At 58.4% G+C, this 12,595-nt stretch carries 12 protein-coding genes; 10 read left to right on the top strand and 2 right to left on the bottom strand.

Translation table 11 applies throughout. The annotated features are described in order from the left end of the window. Nucleotides 1–103 precede the first annotated feature (103 nt). From MR935_RS00970 to bcp, 6 genes are read left to right on the top strand one after another with little or no spacing between them, the layout of a single operon-like run. Nucleotides 104–4,258 (top strand): SEL1-like repeat protein, encoded by a 4,155-nt coding sequence (locus MR935_RS00970; RefSeq protein ID WP_290570245.1) that lies wholly within the window; start codon nt 104–106, stop codon nt 4,256–4,258. Nucleotides 4,259–4,297: 39 nt separating this feature from the next. Then, a complete protein-coding gene (locus MR935_RS00975; RefSeq protein WP_290570246.1) occupies nt 4,298–4,630 on the top strand; it encodes a cytochrome C biogenesis protein in 333 nt (110 codons plus the stop codon). 10 nt (nt 4,631–4,640) lie between these two features. Then, a complete protein-coding gene (locus tag MR935_RS00980) occupies nt 4,641–5,102 on the top strand; it encodes a metallophosphoesterase family protein (protein ID WP_290570247.1) in 462 nt (153 codons plus the stop codon). Nucleotides 5,103–5,106: 4 nt separating this feature from the next. Next, nucleotides 5,107–5,619: a DUF6933 domain-containing protein gene (locus tag MR935_RS00985; protein WP_290570248.1), complete on the top strand. Its 513-nt coding sequence runs from the start codon at nt 5,107–5,109 to the stop codon at nt 5,617–5,619. Between the two features lie 3 nt (nt 5,620–5,622). Next, nucleotides 5,623–6,372 carry a peroxide stress protein YaaA gene (yaaA, locus tag MR935_RS00990; RefSeq protein ID WP_290570249.1) on the top strand — a complete coding sequence of 250 codons (750 nt, stop codon included), beginning with the start codon at nt 5,623–5,625 and terminating at the stop codon, nt 6,370–6,372. 2 nt (nt 6,373–6,374) lie between these two features. After that, nucleotides 6,375–6,839, top strand: a complete 465-nt coding sequence (bcp, locus tag MR935_RS00995) for a thioredoxin-dependent thiol peroxidase (RefSeq protein ID WP_290570250.1) — start codon at nt 6,375–6,377, stop codon at nt 6,837–6,839. Between the two features lie 46 nt (nt 6,840–6,885). Here the strand turns inward: bcp and MR935_RS01000 are convergent, their stop codons facing one another. After that, nucleotides 6,886–8,556, bottom strand: a complete 1,671-nt coding sequence (locus MR935_RS01000) for a formate--tetrahydrofolate ligase (RefSeq protein WP_290570251.1) — start codon at nt 8,554–8,556, stop codon at nt 6,886–6,888. A 177-nt stretch (nt 8,557–8,733) separates the two neighbouring features. On the opposite strand from MR935_RS01000, the gene MR935_RS01005 reads away from it, so the two are divergent. The 3 genes from MR935_RS01005 to MR935_RS01015 all read left to right on the top strand — a co-directional run bounded on the left by MR935_RS01005 (nt 8,734) and on the right by MR935_RS01015 (nt 10,933). Next, complete coding sequence (locus tag MR935_RS01005) at nt 8,734–9,864, top strand: FtsW/RodA/SpoVE family cell cycle protein (RefSeq protein WP_290570253.1); 1,131 nt, start codon at nt 8,734–8,736, stop codon at nt 9,862–9,864. 69 nt (nt 9,865–9,933) lie between these two features. Further along, the gene (locus tag MR935_RS01010) at nt 9,934–10,500 is read left to right on the top strand and encodes a hydrolase (RefSeq protein WP_290570254.1); all 567 of its coding nucleotides are present in this window, start codon (nt 9,934–9,936) and stop codon (nt 10,498–10,500) included. A gap of 76 nt (nt 10,501–10,576) precedes the next feature. Then, a complete protein-coding gene (locus tag MR935_RS01015; RefSeq protein ID WP_290570255.1) occupies nt 10,577–10,933 on the top strand; it encodes a hypothetical protein in 357 nt (118 codons plus the stop codon). Nucleotides 10,934–11,007: 74 nt separating this feature from the next. On the opposite strand, the gene MR935_RS01020 is transcribed toward MR935_RS01015, so the two are convergent. Beyond that, on the bottom strand, nt 11,008–11,712 hold the full coding sequence (locus MR935_RS01020) for a 4Fe-4S binding protein (RefSeq protein ID WP_290570276.1): 705 nt from the start codon (nt 11,710–11,712) through the stop codon (nt 11,008–11,010). 97 nt (nt 11,713–11,809) lie between these two features. Here MR935_RS01020 and MR935_RS01025 point away from each other — a divergent pair, with 97 nt between their 5' ends. Further along, complete coding sequence (locus tag MR935_RS01025) at nt 11,810–12,496, top strand: Crp/Fnr family transcriptional regulator (RefSeq protein WP_290570256.1); 687 nt, start codon at nt 11,810–11,812, stop codon at nt 12,494–12,496. Nucleotides 12,497–12,595 lie beyond the last annotated feature (99 nt).

Raw genomic sequence — 12,595 nt, forward strand, 5'->3', positions numbered from 1 at the left:
ATGAGAAGGGTGTCGTTAGATATCCTCTTAATACGTGCGGCAAATGGGTAGATTTATTCGCGGGCGTGTGGTATACTTTGGATAGAAAGGGGAGAGATGAGCTATGGAATTTTATCGTTGCGAAGGGTCGGACTGCGGATATGTAACTGAAGATGCTGAACTGGCAAAATGCCCAGAATGTGGATATGACTTTTTTGTCCCCGTGGAGGAGGAATACATATCGGGTTACGGCTGGATGACCTTGGCCGACGAGGCCGAGAAGCGGAATGAGTGGGAAAAGGCCGTCCGATATTGCGAAAAAGGCGTGGAGACAGGCTATCCGCCGGCGCAATGCCGTTTGGGCTGGTATTATGAGGCCGGACATGGCGTTGAGCAGGACTGGGAGCAGGCCATCGAGCTGTACCGCCTTGCCGCCGAGCAGGGATATCCGCCCGCGCAGTGCAACCTCGGCTGGTGCTATGAGTGTGGGCAGGGGGTCGAGCAGGATTGGGAGCAGGCCGTCGAGCTGTACCGCCTTGCTGCCGAGGAGGGTTATCCGCGTGCCCAATCCAACCTTGGCCTGTGCTATGAGACCGGAAATGGCGTAGAGCAAAGCTGGGAGGAGGCGACGCGCCTCTACCGCCTTGCCGCTGAGCAGGATTATGCGCCCGCGCAGTGCAATCTGGCATGGTGCTATGAAAACGGCAAGGGCGTGGAAAGAAGCCCGGAGCAGGCGCTGCATTGGTACAAGCTGGCGGCTCAGCAGGGTAACGAGCGTGGGCTGTTTACGATGGGGCTATACTTTGCACGGAGTCAGGGCGTCGAGCAGAATCAGGAGAAGGCCGTCCAGCTGATTCGCGCCGCAGCCGAGCAGGGCTACCCGCCCGCGCAGTGCAACCTAGGCTGGTATTACGAGAGCGGCAAGGGTGTGGAGCGGGATCAGGCGCAGGCCGTTTATTGGTATCAGCAGGCTGCAGAGCAAGGCGACACCCGTGCTCAGTGCGCGCTTGGCGTATGCTATGAAAACGGCGATGGCGTAGAGCAAAGCTGGGAGGAGGCCGTGCGCCTCTACCGCCTTGCCGCCGAGCAGGACTATGCAGTCGCCCAGTGCAACTTAGCATGGTGCTATGAATTTGGGCAGGGCGTGGAACAGAGCGCCGAGCAGGCGGCGCATTGGTATCGTCTTGCCGCTGCGCAGGATTTCCCACGCGCACAGTGCAACCTTGGCTGGTGCTATGAAGCCGGGCAGGGTGTAGAGCAAAGCTGGGAGGAGGCCGTGCGCCTGTACGGCCTTGCCGCGGAGCAGGATTATGCGCCCGCACAGTGCAATTTGGCATGGTGCTATGAAAATGGCAAGGGCGTCGAGCAGGACTATGAGCGCGCCGCGCATTGGTATGCCCAGTCGGCCGAGCAGGGTTACCCGCGCGGCCAGTGCAGCCTTGGACTGCTCTATGAGACCGGCGAGGGTGTCGAGCAGAGCTGGGAGCAGGCGGCGGAGCTGTACCGCCTTGCCGCCGAGCAGGGCGAAGTGCCCGCACAGTGCAACTTGGCATGGTGCTATGAAAACGGCAAGGGCGTCGAGCAGGATTACGCGGAAGCGGCGCACTGGTATGCTCAGGCGGCTGAGCAGGGCTATGCGCGCGCGCAGTGCAGCCTTGGCCTGTGCTATGAGAATGGCGAAGGCGTAGAGCAAAGCTGGGAGCAGGCGGTGCATTGGTACCGCCTTGCGGCCGAGCATGGGTACGCGCCCGCGCAGTGCAATTTGGCATGGTGCTATGAAAATGGAAAAGGCGTTGAGCAGGACTGTGCGCAAGCGGTTCAGTGGTATACCAAGGCCGCCGAGCAGGGCTATCCGCGTGCGCAATGCAACCTTGGCTGGTGCTATGAGGATGGACAAGGCGCGGAGCAAAGCTGGGAGCAGGCGGTGCACTGGTACCATCTTGCTGCGGAGCAGGACTATCCGCCTGCGCAGTGCAACTTGGCATGGTGCTATGAAAACGGCAAGGGTATTGAGACGGATAAGGAGCAGGGCGCTTACTGGTATGGCAAGGCGGCTGAGCGGGGTTATCCGCGCGGTCAGTGCAGCCTTGGCGTGTGCTATGAGACCGGCGAAGGCGTAGCAGCGCAAAGCTGGGAGGAGGCCGTGCGTCTGTACCGTCTTGCCGCCGAGCAGGATTATGCCGCTGCGCAATGCAATCTGGCGTGGTGCTATGAAAACGGCAAGGGCGTTGCGCAGGATAATGCACAGGCCGTCTATTGGTATAGTAGGGCGGCTGAGCAGGGCTATCCGCGCGCCCGGTGTGACCTTGGCCTGTGTTATGAGTCCGGCGATGGCGTAGAGCAAAGCTGGGAGGAGGCGGCGCGCCTGTACGACCTTGCCGCCAAGCAAGGCTATGCGCGTGCCCAGTGCAACTTAGGCTGGTGCTACTGCAATGGCAAGGGCGTTGAGCAGAGTTACCAGCTTGCCGTTTACTGGTACAAAAAGGCAGCCGAGCAAGGCTATCCGCGTGGTCAGTGCAACCTTGGCCTGTGCTATGAAAACGGCGACGGTGTAGAGCAAAGCTGGGAGGAGGCCGTGCGCCTGTACCGCCTTGCGGCCGAGCAGGGCTATGAACCGGCACAGTGCAATCTTGCGTGGTGCTATTCGCACGGCGCTGGTGTTACACAGGACTACGAGCAGGCGATGTATTGGTATCGTCTGGCGGCTGAGAAAGGCTACGCGCGCGCCCAGTGCAATTTGGGCATCTGCTACGAGCGGGGACGCGGCGTGGCGCAGGATTGGGAGGAGGCAGCCCGCTTGTACCGCCTTGCGGCCGAGCAGGGCGATGTCACTGCGCAGTGCAATTACGGCTATTGTCTGGACAAAGGCTACGGCGTTGCGCAGGATCTCGAGCAGGCTGTATATTGGTATCGCCTTGCCGCTGAGCAGGGAGATGCGATGGCGCAAAACAACCTCGGCTGGATGTATGACAACGGCAATGGCGTTGAGCAGGACTATAAGAAAGCGCTGTACTGGTACCAGCTGGCGGCAAAGCAGGGCGAGCCGCTGGCGATCGTCAATCTGGCTAATAGCTATCTCCGCGGCAGAGGCATTAAGAAGGACGAGAAGGAAGCGGTGCGTCTTTATCGGGTCGCGGCCGATCAAGGTTACGCGCGCGCGCAGTATAATCTGGCTGTTTGTTATCTTAATGGCAGCGGCGTGGAGCAGGATGATACGCAGGCCGTCTATTGGTATCGGCGAGCGGTGGAGCAGGGACATGCGGGCGCGCAATACGGTCTGGCGTATTGCTATTACAGGGGCGATGGCGTGGAGAAGAACGATGCAGAGGCCGCGCGTCTGTTCCGGTTGGCCGCCGAGCAGGGTCACGATGCCGCGATGAGTATGCTGGGCGAGGCGTACCTATACGGTGAGGGCGTTGAGAAGGACGAAAAGGAAGCGGCGCGTTTGTATCGTCTTTCGGCAGAAAAGGGCAATGAGATTGCGCAGTATAATCTTGGAAATTGCTATGCCAACGGCTGGGGCGTGGAGCAGGACGACGAGCAAGCCGTGCATTGGTTCGGCCTGTCTGCCGCGCAAGGGTATGCCTCCGCACAGAACGCGCTCGGCCTGCGTTATGAAAAAGGGCGAGGCGTTGCGCAGAGCATAGACGAGGCGGTGCGTCTGTACCGCCTTGCCGCCGAGCAGGGCTATGCGCACGCCCAGTGCAATCTTGGCTGGTGTTATGAGGACGGATTGGGCGTGGAGCAAAGCTGGGAGCAGGCCGTTTACTGGTACAAACAGGCGGCCGAGCAGGGACTGGCGCGCGCCCAGTGTAACCTTGGCGTGTGCTATGAGAACGGCGAAGGCGTCGCGCAAAGCTGGGAGGAAGCGGTGCATTGGTATCGCCTTGCCGCTGAGCAGGGCAACCCCGAAGCGCAAAGCAACCTTGCATGGTGCTATGCCAATGGAACCGGCGTTGAGCAGGACTATGCGCAGGCGGTGCATTGGTATCGCCTTGCCGCCGAGCAGAACAATGCGTACGCCCAGTGCAATCTGGGCGACTGCTACGAGCTGGGACATGGCGTCGAGCAGGATTACCGGCAGGCAATCTATTGGTACCGCCTTGCCGCTGAGCAGGATAACATGACGGCCAAGTTCTCACTGGCAACGATGCTGGAAGCGGGCAAGGGTATGGAGAAAAACGAGGCCGAGGCGATCCGACTGTATCAGGAATACGCCAGAGCGGGCTTCAGGCTGGCGCAGCAGCTGCTCAAGGAGCGCGGCATCTCGTGGGAGTAAGCCGCATGGCGGTCAATCTGTCAAACGGAGGAAAACGCAATGGCTGATTTCGCTTATTGCAAGCTGGAGATATTTATTCCCGAGACGCATCTGGCCGCACTACAGCAGGCATTGCAGCAGGTGGATGCCGGACATATCGGCAGCTATGACTGCTGCCTGTCTTACAGCCGCGTTACCGGCTGCTGGCGGCCGCTGGAGGGCACCAAGCCGTACCTCGGCAGCATTGGCGAGATAAGCGCCGCGCCCGAACTGAAGGTAGAAGTTGTCTGCCATACCGCGTGCGTGGACGAGACGGTCGCGGCGGTGAAAAGGGTGCATCCATATGAGCAGCCGGTCATCCATGTCATACCGCTGTACCGCACCGGATTGTGAGGGCAGGCACATGAAACGCATCGCCATTGTATCCGACACCCACGGCCTGCTGCGGCCGGAGGTCATGGAGCGCTTAGCATCGGCGGACGTGATTCTCCACGCGGGGGACATCAACACACAGGATGTCGTGGATAGGCTGCGCGCTTGCGGGGAGTGCTATATCGTCCGGGGCAATAACGATAAGGCGTGGGCAGACGGATTGCCGCACAGCCTGACCTTTGCTATCGAGGGCGTCCGCTTTTTTATGATTCACAACCGGAAGGAAGTGCCGCAGTCGTTGTCCGGCGTGGATGTGGTGGTGTATGGACACTCCCACAAATATGCCTGTGAGCAGAGGGACGGCGTGCTGTGGCTCAACCCCGGCAGCTGCGGCAGAAGGCGCTTCGACCAGGAGATCACCTTTTGCATGATGGAAGCCGGGGACGGTCGGTATCGGGTGGACAAGATCACCCTGCCGTGGGAGAGGAAGTGAGCCGGTGGAGCTGGGGTTGACCATTCCGCTGCAGCGGCAGCTGCGGTATCAGGCCCCGCCGCCGTACGGCACAGAGGCTGACCGCCGCTTTTGCTGGGATATCCATGTCATCACCTTGCGGGGCAGGGCAAGCCTGCTGGCTGTTCATTGCCACAGCCGCTACGCCTTTGTGCTGTTTGACTTGCCCGCCCGCGCATGGGCTGACCTGCCGGGCGTCTTTTTCACCGGCCTGCGCCGCAGCTTTTCGGCTGCTGGACTTACGGGACAGACCATCGAGAGCTATCTTGACCGGGCGGGCGCGTGCGTGCTGACAAGGACGCATGGCCGTCGGGAGGTTGCCTTTCTCAACCGTGCTTGGGATGATGTGCTGGCGCTGGATTACTGTATGGATGAGAGCAGTACGGAACAGCCGCTGCTCGACCATGCGGTAAACCGCAAGCCAAGCCGCTGCGTGGGCTTTGACGGGCTGGCTCCGGCGGCAGAGCGGCTTGCAATTAGTTTAGAAGTGAGGACATAACCGATGCGGATCATCATCTCACCGGCGAAAAAAATGAATGTGGATGTGGACAGCTTTGCAACAGAGGGGCTGCCGCAGTTTATTGATGAGGCTGAGCGGATAAAGGAGGCGCTGCAAGCGCTGTCGCCCAAGGCGCTGCAAGCGCTCTGGAAATGTAACGATGCGATCGCCGCGCTCAATGTTGAGCGGCTGCGCACGATGGAGCTGCGCCGCGGCCTGACGCCTGCCGTGCTATCCTACGAGGGTATCCAGTACCGCTATATGGCGCCGGGCGTTTTTGAGACCGGGCAGCTTGCCTATATCCGAGAGCATTTGCGTATCCTGTCCGGCTTTTACGGCCTGCTGCGGCCGTTTGACGGCGTGACACCCTACCGGTTGGAGATGCAGGCGCGGCTGTCGGTGGAAGGGAAGAAGGATCTCTATGCATTCTGGGGCGGCAAGCTGGCGGAGAAGCTGGCGGCGGAGACTGATGTTGTGCTGAATCTGGCCTCCAAGGAGTACAGCCGTGCGGTTGAGCCGCACCTGCCCGATGCGGTGCGCTTTCTCACCTGCACCTTCGGGGAGGAAAAGGACGGAAAGCTCATCGAAAAGGGCACGATGTGCAAGATGGCGCGGGGGCAGATGGTGCGCTGGCTGGCCGAGCATCAGGTCACAGACCCGGACGCGATCCGGGATTTTGCTGAGCTGGGTTACAAATTCTCTTCCTCGTGCTCTGCGGAGGATAATTTTGTGTTTATCAAAGGAGGAACTTAAATATGTTGGAGGTTGGAACAAAAGCACCGACGTTTACCCTGCCGGATCAGGATGGGAAAGAGGTGTCTCTTTCTGATTTTGCGGGCAAGAAGGTGGTATTGTATTTTTATCCCAAGGATAATACGCCAGGCTGTACGCGGCAGGCCTGCGCCTTTGCGGCGGCCTATGAGGACTTCAAAAAGCTGGATGTGGTGGTGATTGGCGTCAGTAAGGATTCGGCTGCATCCCATCGAAAATTTGCGGACAAGCACGAGCTGCCGTTCATCTTGCTCTCCGATCCCGAGCGGACGGTCATACAGAGCTATGATGTGTGGAAAGAGAAAATGCTCTATGGAAAAACCTGTCTGGGCGTGGTGCGCGCCACCTATGTGATCGACGAGAACGGCATGATCGAAAAGGTGATGCCCAAGGTCAAGCCGGATACCAACGCTGCCGAGCTGCTGGCCTATCTGCAAGGGAATGGATAACAAAAAAGAGCCGCCATCAAGGCGGCTCTTTTGCTGCTTCGTGGTATCAGAATAGGCCGGTGATCTTACCGTCGTTATCAACGTCAATCTTTTCCGCTGCCGGTGTTTTGGGCAGACCGGGCATGGTCATGATCGCGCCGGTTTCAACGACAACAAAGCCTGCGCCCGCGGCCAGACGCGCCGAACGGACGCTTACGACAAAGTCGGCCGGCCGGCCGAGCAGAGCCGGGTCGTCAGACAGCGAATACTGCGTTTTGGCAACGCATACCGGCAGATTGCCATAGCCCATCTCGGTGATGTTTTGCAGCTCCTTGTGCGCGGTGGGCGCAATGGAAACGCTGCGCGCGCCGTAAATCTCTGTGGCGATTTTACGGATCTTGTCCTCAAGCGGCAGCTCGTCCGCATACAGCGTGTGGAAATCCGCCTTGCCCTCGTCCAGAACAGCGAGTACCTCGTTGGCCAGCGCTGCGCCGCCTTCGCCGCCCTTGGCAAACACCTCGGAGAGCGCCACACGCACGCCGCGCTTGGCACAGTGCGCGCGGATAAAGTCCATCTCCTCGGCGGTATCGGTCGGGAAAGCGTTGACGGCGACAACGACCGGCACGCCAAATTTGGACATATTATCCAAATGCGCATCCAAGTTGCAGATACCGCGTTCGAGCGCAGCAAGGTCAGGCTGGTTCAGCTTGGCCTTGGCCACGCCGCCGTTATACTTGAGCGCGCGCACAGTAGACACGATGACGATGCAGTCCGGTGCGAGACCGGCCTTGCGGCACTTGATGTCCATGAATTTTTCCGCGCCCAGATCAGCGCCGAAGCCGGCTTCGGTGATGGCGATGTCGGCCAGCTTGAGCGCCAGCTTGGTCGCCTGCACGGAGTTGCAGCCGTGCGCGATGTTTGCGAACGGGCCGCCGTGCATCAGGCAGGGCGTGCCTTCGAGCGTCTGCACCAGATTGGGTTTGATCGCGTCTTTCATCAGCGCGGCCATCGCGCCCTCGGCGTGCAGGTCACGCGCATAAACCGGCTCCCCAGCGTCATTGTAGGCAACGAGAATATCCCCGAAGCGCTTTTTCAGATCGTCCAGATCGGCGGCCAAACACAGGATGGCCATGATCTCAGAGGCGACCGTTATCATAAAGTGATCCTCGCGCGGTACGCCGTTCGGTTTGCCGCCAAGGCCGATGGTGATATTGCGCAGCGCGCGATCGTTCATGTCCATCACGCGGGTGAAGATGACGCGGCGCGGGTCAATGTGCAGCGCGTTGCCCTGCTGCAAATGGTTATCCAGCATGGCGCAGAGCAGATTGTTGGCCGCAGTGATGGCGTGCATATCGCCGGTGAAGTGCAGGTTGATATCCTCCATCGGCACGACCTGCGCGTAGCCGCCGCCGGCCGCGCCACCCTTGATGCCGAACACCGGGCCGAGCGAAGGCTCACGCAGCGCGATGATCGCGTTTTTGCCGAGCTTTGCCATCGCTTCGCCAAGGCCAACGGTCGTGGTGGTCTTGCCCTCGCCCGCCGGAGTTGGGTTGATGGCGGTGACCAGCACCAGCTTGCCGTTTTCTCTATCTTTCACCTTGTTCCACACGGCGGCTGAGAGCTTTGCCTTGTATTTGCCGTACAGCTCGAGGTCGTCGACGTCCACCCCCGCGGCGGCGGCGACCTGCGTGATGGGCAGCATCTCGCAGCCCTGCGCGATTTCAATATCAGTTAGCATACCTTTTTGTCCTCCCGTATTCTGCGGTTTATATTGAGCAGTATTTTCATTATAACAATGTTTTGCACAGTTTTCCAGCAGCAAAGACAAAAAATTTGCCGAAATTGCGTCTCGCAAATGGTGCGCTATTGTGGTATGATATGAAGCAAAGGCATATTTACAGATAAGGAGTCACGCATGGACATTGTAAAGAATATCCGGCACTACCTACAAAATACAGATCTCTATCTGCTCGTGCTCGCGCTGCTCTGCTCGGTATACGGCATGGTGCTGATCTATTCTGCCACGCTCAACCCGGTCAGCGTGCTGGATGGCAGCACCCGCAATCTGGTCATACAGGCGGCGGCAGTCGTGCTCGGCTTGGGCGCGTTTGTTGTCATGTCGCTGATTGACTTGGAGACGATGAGTGGGTGGTGGAAGTTTTTTGTCATCGCCAATATTTTACTGCAATGCCTGCTGTTTACACCGCTTGGCATGGAGGTAAACGGCCAGCGCGCGTGGCTTGATCTGGGCGTGACCAGCTTGCAGCCGGGCGAGCTGGGCAAGCTGATCTTCATCTTCACTTTTGCCGCGCATATATCGGAGATACGCGACCATATCAACGAGTGGCAGGGTGTCTTGGTGCTTGGGCTGCACACGCTGCTGATGATGGGGGTGATTGTCGCCACCTCAGGCGATACAGGTATGGCCGTGCAGTATCTGATGATCATGTTGGTGATGATGTTCGCGGCCGGCTTGCCGCTGCGCTGGCTGGGTGTCGGCTGCGCGCTGGGCGTGGCGGGTATACCAATTCTATGGAAATTTGTTTTGCAGGATTATCAAAAGCTGCGCATTCTTGTGCTGTTTGATCCGTCGATCGACCCCGACCTTTCTCGCCAGACGACCTATGGCAAGATCGCCATCGGCGGCGGACAGATGAATGGGCAGGGACTGACCAACGGCACCATGACCCAAATGCAGCTTGTGCCGGAAAACCAAACTGACTATATCTTTTCCGTTGCGGGTGAGGAATTGGGCTTTATCGGCTGTATGCTGATCCTCGCGCTGCTCGTGCTGCTGATCGCGCGGCTGTTCTATGTCAGCTTTCGCGCGTCGACCATGTTTTCCGCGATGCTGGCGGTCGGCATTGCAGGTATGTTTTTGTTCCAGACGTTCATGAACATTTTCATGTGCGTCGGCCTGCTGCCAGTCATGGGTCTGACGCTGCCGCTGTTCTCCTATGGCGGCACATCGGTGGTGACGATGTACGCCGCGCTCGGCATTGCAGCGGGCGTGCGGATGCGGGAAAAACCAAGCTGGCTGCAATGACGCTGCCGTATTCCATCAAAGGTGCGCTGCAGAAGGCGCAAAGGCTGTTACAAGAAAGGAAGGTATCACATGAAAAGAGAGCAGGCATGGGAGCTGCTATGCAAGTACAATCAGGAGTCGTTTCATCTGCGTCACGCGCTGACGGTTGAGGCGGTGATGCGGTATTTTGCCGCGCAGAGGGGAGAGGACGCCGATTTTTGGGGTGTGGTCGGCCTGCTGCACGATATCGACTTTGAACAGTGGCCGGAGGAGCACTGTAAAAAAGCGCCCGCGCTGCTGCGCGAGGGCGGTGCGGACGAGGCGACCATCCACGCGGTGTGCAGCCACGGCTGGGGCATCTGCGTGGATGTTGAGCCGACGCATGAGATGGAGAAGCTGCTGTTTGCGGCCGATGAGCTGACCGGCCTGATCGGCGCGGCGGCGCTCATGCGTCCATCCAAAAGCGTGCAGGATATGGAACTGAAAAGCTTGAAAAAGAAGTTTAAGGACAAAAAGTTCGCCGCCGGCTGCTCGAGGGATGTGATCGAAAGAGGAGCGGCGCTGTGCGGCCTGACGCTCGACGAGCTGATGGAGCGCACGCTGGAGGCGATGCGCGCGACTGAAGAGACAGTCAATGCGCAAATGGCGGTGCAATAAACAGCATATGGCGATCGCTGCTGATAAAGAAGCATTTTCACAGAGTTGAGTCATACTATTGACAGGGGTGAACGAGGTGGCTCAAATAGAGAAGGGGTTTGATGGTACTGTTGATGAATTGCAGGCTGGAGAAAGACTGTCGGATGAAACATTCCGGCAAAACATCGTTGCAGCTGCCAAGCCAAGCACTTTCGTATTAGAGGAAAGGAAGACCTATTTCAAAAAGAAATGGTGCAGAGAGCACTTATCTCTTTTCGCCATTTTGATTGTCATTCTGCTGGCTGCTTCTGTGCTGCTGCCAATTGTTTTTGATGAACCGGCGTTGAGAGGGATAGGGCCGTTGGTAGCACTGTTTGAGTATGTTTATCAACATAACAGAATGATGGTGTATGTTGAGAGGCATCTCTATGAACGAAATGATGACACGTTATGAGAAAATACAAATGCGCGCAAAAAACAGTCCGGCTGATGTCCGGACTGTTTTTGCCAACAGCTATGCAGTTGTGCTCACTCGACGACGCGGCCGTCGGTCGAGATAGTGACAACCTGCCACGGGATGAATTTACCACTGTTCTTGAGTGCGGTGACTGCCGCGTGCTCGATGCCGCCGCAGCAGGGAACCTCCATGCGCACGATGGTCAGGCTTTTGATATCGTTCCGGCGGATGATCTCGGTCAGCTTTTCGCTGTAATCCACGTCGTCCAGCTTGGGGCAGCCGATCAGCGTCACCTTGCCGCGGATGAAGGCCTGATGGAAATTGCCATAGGCGTATGCCGCGCAATCGGCCGCGATCAGCAGGTTTGCGCCGTCAAAATACGAGGCGTTCACCGGTGCGAGCTGAATCTGTACCGGCCATTGGCGCAGCGCAGAAGTGACAGGAGCGGCAGCAGTGGCCGCAGCTTCCGCGCGCTCAATGCGGCGGGATTGGCTGCCCGGGCAGCCGCCATGCAGCGTCTTGCCCCCAGCCTGCATTTTACGCTTCTTGTTCTCCTCGACCGCGGCCTCATCGAAGGCGGCGGCTTCGCGCTCAATGAAGGTGATCGCACCAGTGGGGCAGGCGGGCAGGCAGTTGCCCAGACCGTCGCAGTAATCGTCGCGCAGCAGCTTGGCTTTGCCGTCGATCATACCGATCGCTTCCTCGTGGCAGGCTTGCGCACACAGACCGCAGCCATTGCATTTTTCTTCATCTATCTGGATGATTCTCCGTACCATCATCGTTATCCTCCTACTTGACTGATTGACTTCAGTATAGTATGATGAAGCAGATTAGTATGTTGTTAAAACAACGAATATAGCAAAAGAGGGAAGTATGGACGAAAAGCTTTGGCAGAACAGCGTGCTGTTTCGCGGCACGTCAGCCGATCAGATGCAGCACATGCTCGATTGTCTGCAAGCAAAGCGCCGTATGTATGAAAAGGGAGCGGTCATTTTCTGCGCGGGGGAGACGACCAACACCATGGGACTGGTGCTTTCGGGCAGCGTCAACATCGAATTTGACGATATGTGGGGCAACAAAACGATTTTGGATAATGCCGCGGCCGGTCAGGTCTTTGCCGAAACCTACGCCTGCTTGCCGGACGAGCCGATGCTGGTCAGCGCAGTCGCAGCCGAGAGAACCGAGGTGCTGCTGCTGCGTGGGGACAGACTGCTGCACCCCTGTGAGAGCGCCTGCCCGCACCATGAGCGGCTGATTCGTAATATGCTGCGCGCAGCGGCGCAAAAGAACCTTGTGCTGTCGCGCCGCATGTTCCACATCTCCTCCAAGACCATTCGGGGACGGCTGCTGTCTTACTTGTCCGAGCAGGCGATCCTGCACGGCGCGGCGTGCTTTGCGATACCCTTTGACCGTCAGCAACTGGCCGACTATCTGGGGGTCGATCGCAGCGCACTGTCAGCTGAGATGGGGCGGATGCGGGACGAGGGACTGATCTCGTTTCACAAAAACCGTTTTTCGCTGCGGCCGGATATGGGAGGAGAACAGCCGTCCGGCAGATGAGGCGGCGCACAGGGATGACAGTTTGACATCTGTATACAATAAGCAACAGGCGGAGCGACCGGATACCGGGCGTTCCGCCTGTTTTGCAGTTGTACATTC

The organism is Agathobaculum sp. (assembly GCF_022775115.1).
In the GTDB taxonomy this organism is placed as follows: Bacteria; Bacillota; Clostridia; order Oscillospirales; family Butyricicoccaceae; genus Agathobaculum.

Coding starts and splice junctions, on each gene's coding strand:
- MR935_RS00970 (WP_290570245.1), top strand. CDS start 104: ATGGAATTTTATCGTTGCGAAGGGTCGGACTGCGGATATGTAACTGAA.
- MR935_RS00975 (WP_290570246.1), top strand. CDS start 4,298: ATGGCTGATTTCGCTTATTGCAAGCTGGAGATATTTATTCCCGAGACG.
- MR935_RS00980 (WP_290570247.1), top strand. CDS start 4,641: ATGAAACGCATCGCCATTGTATCCGACACCCACGGCCTGCTGCGGCCG.
- yaaA (WP_290570249.1), top strand. CDS start 5,623: ATGCGGATCATCATCTCACCGGCGAAAAAAATGAATGTGGATGTGGAC.
- bcp (WP_290570250.1), top strand. CDS start 6,375: ATGTTGGAGGTTGGAACAAAAGCACCGACGTTTACCCTGCCGGATCAG.
- MR935_RS01000 (WP_290570251.1), bottom strand. CDS start 8,556: ATGCTAACTGATATTGAAATCGCGCAGGGCTGCGAGATGCTGCCCATC.
- MR935_RS01005 (WP_290570253.1), top strand. CDS start 8,734: ATGGACATTGTAAAGAATATCCGGCACTACCTACAAAATACAGATCTC.
- MR935_RS01010 (WP_290570254.1), top strand. CDS start 9,934: ATGAAAAGAGAGCAGGCATGGGAGCTGCTATGCAAGTACAATCAGGAG.
- MR935_RS01020 (WP_290570276.1), bottom strand. CDS start 11,712: ATGGTACGGAGAATCATCCAGATAGATGAAGAAAAATGCAATGGCTGC.
- MR935_RS01025 (WP_290570256.1), top strand. CDS start 11,810: ATGGACGAAAAGCTTTGGCAGAACAGCGTGCTGTTTCGCGGCACGTCA.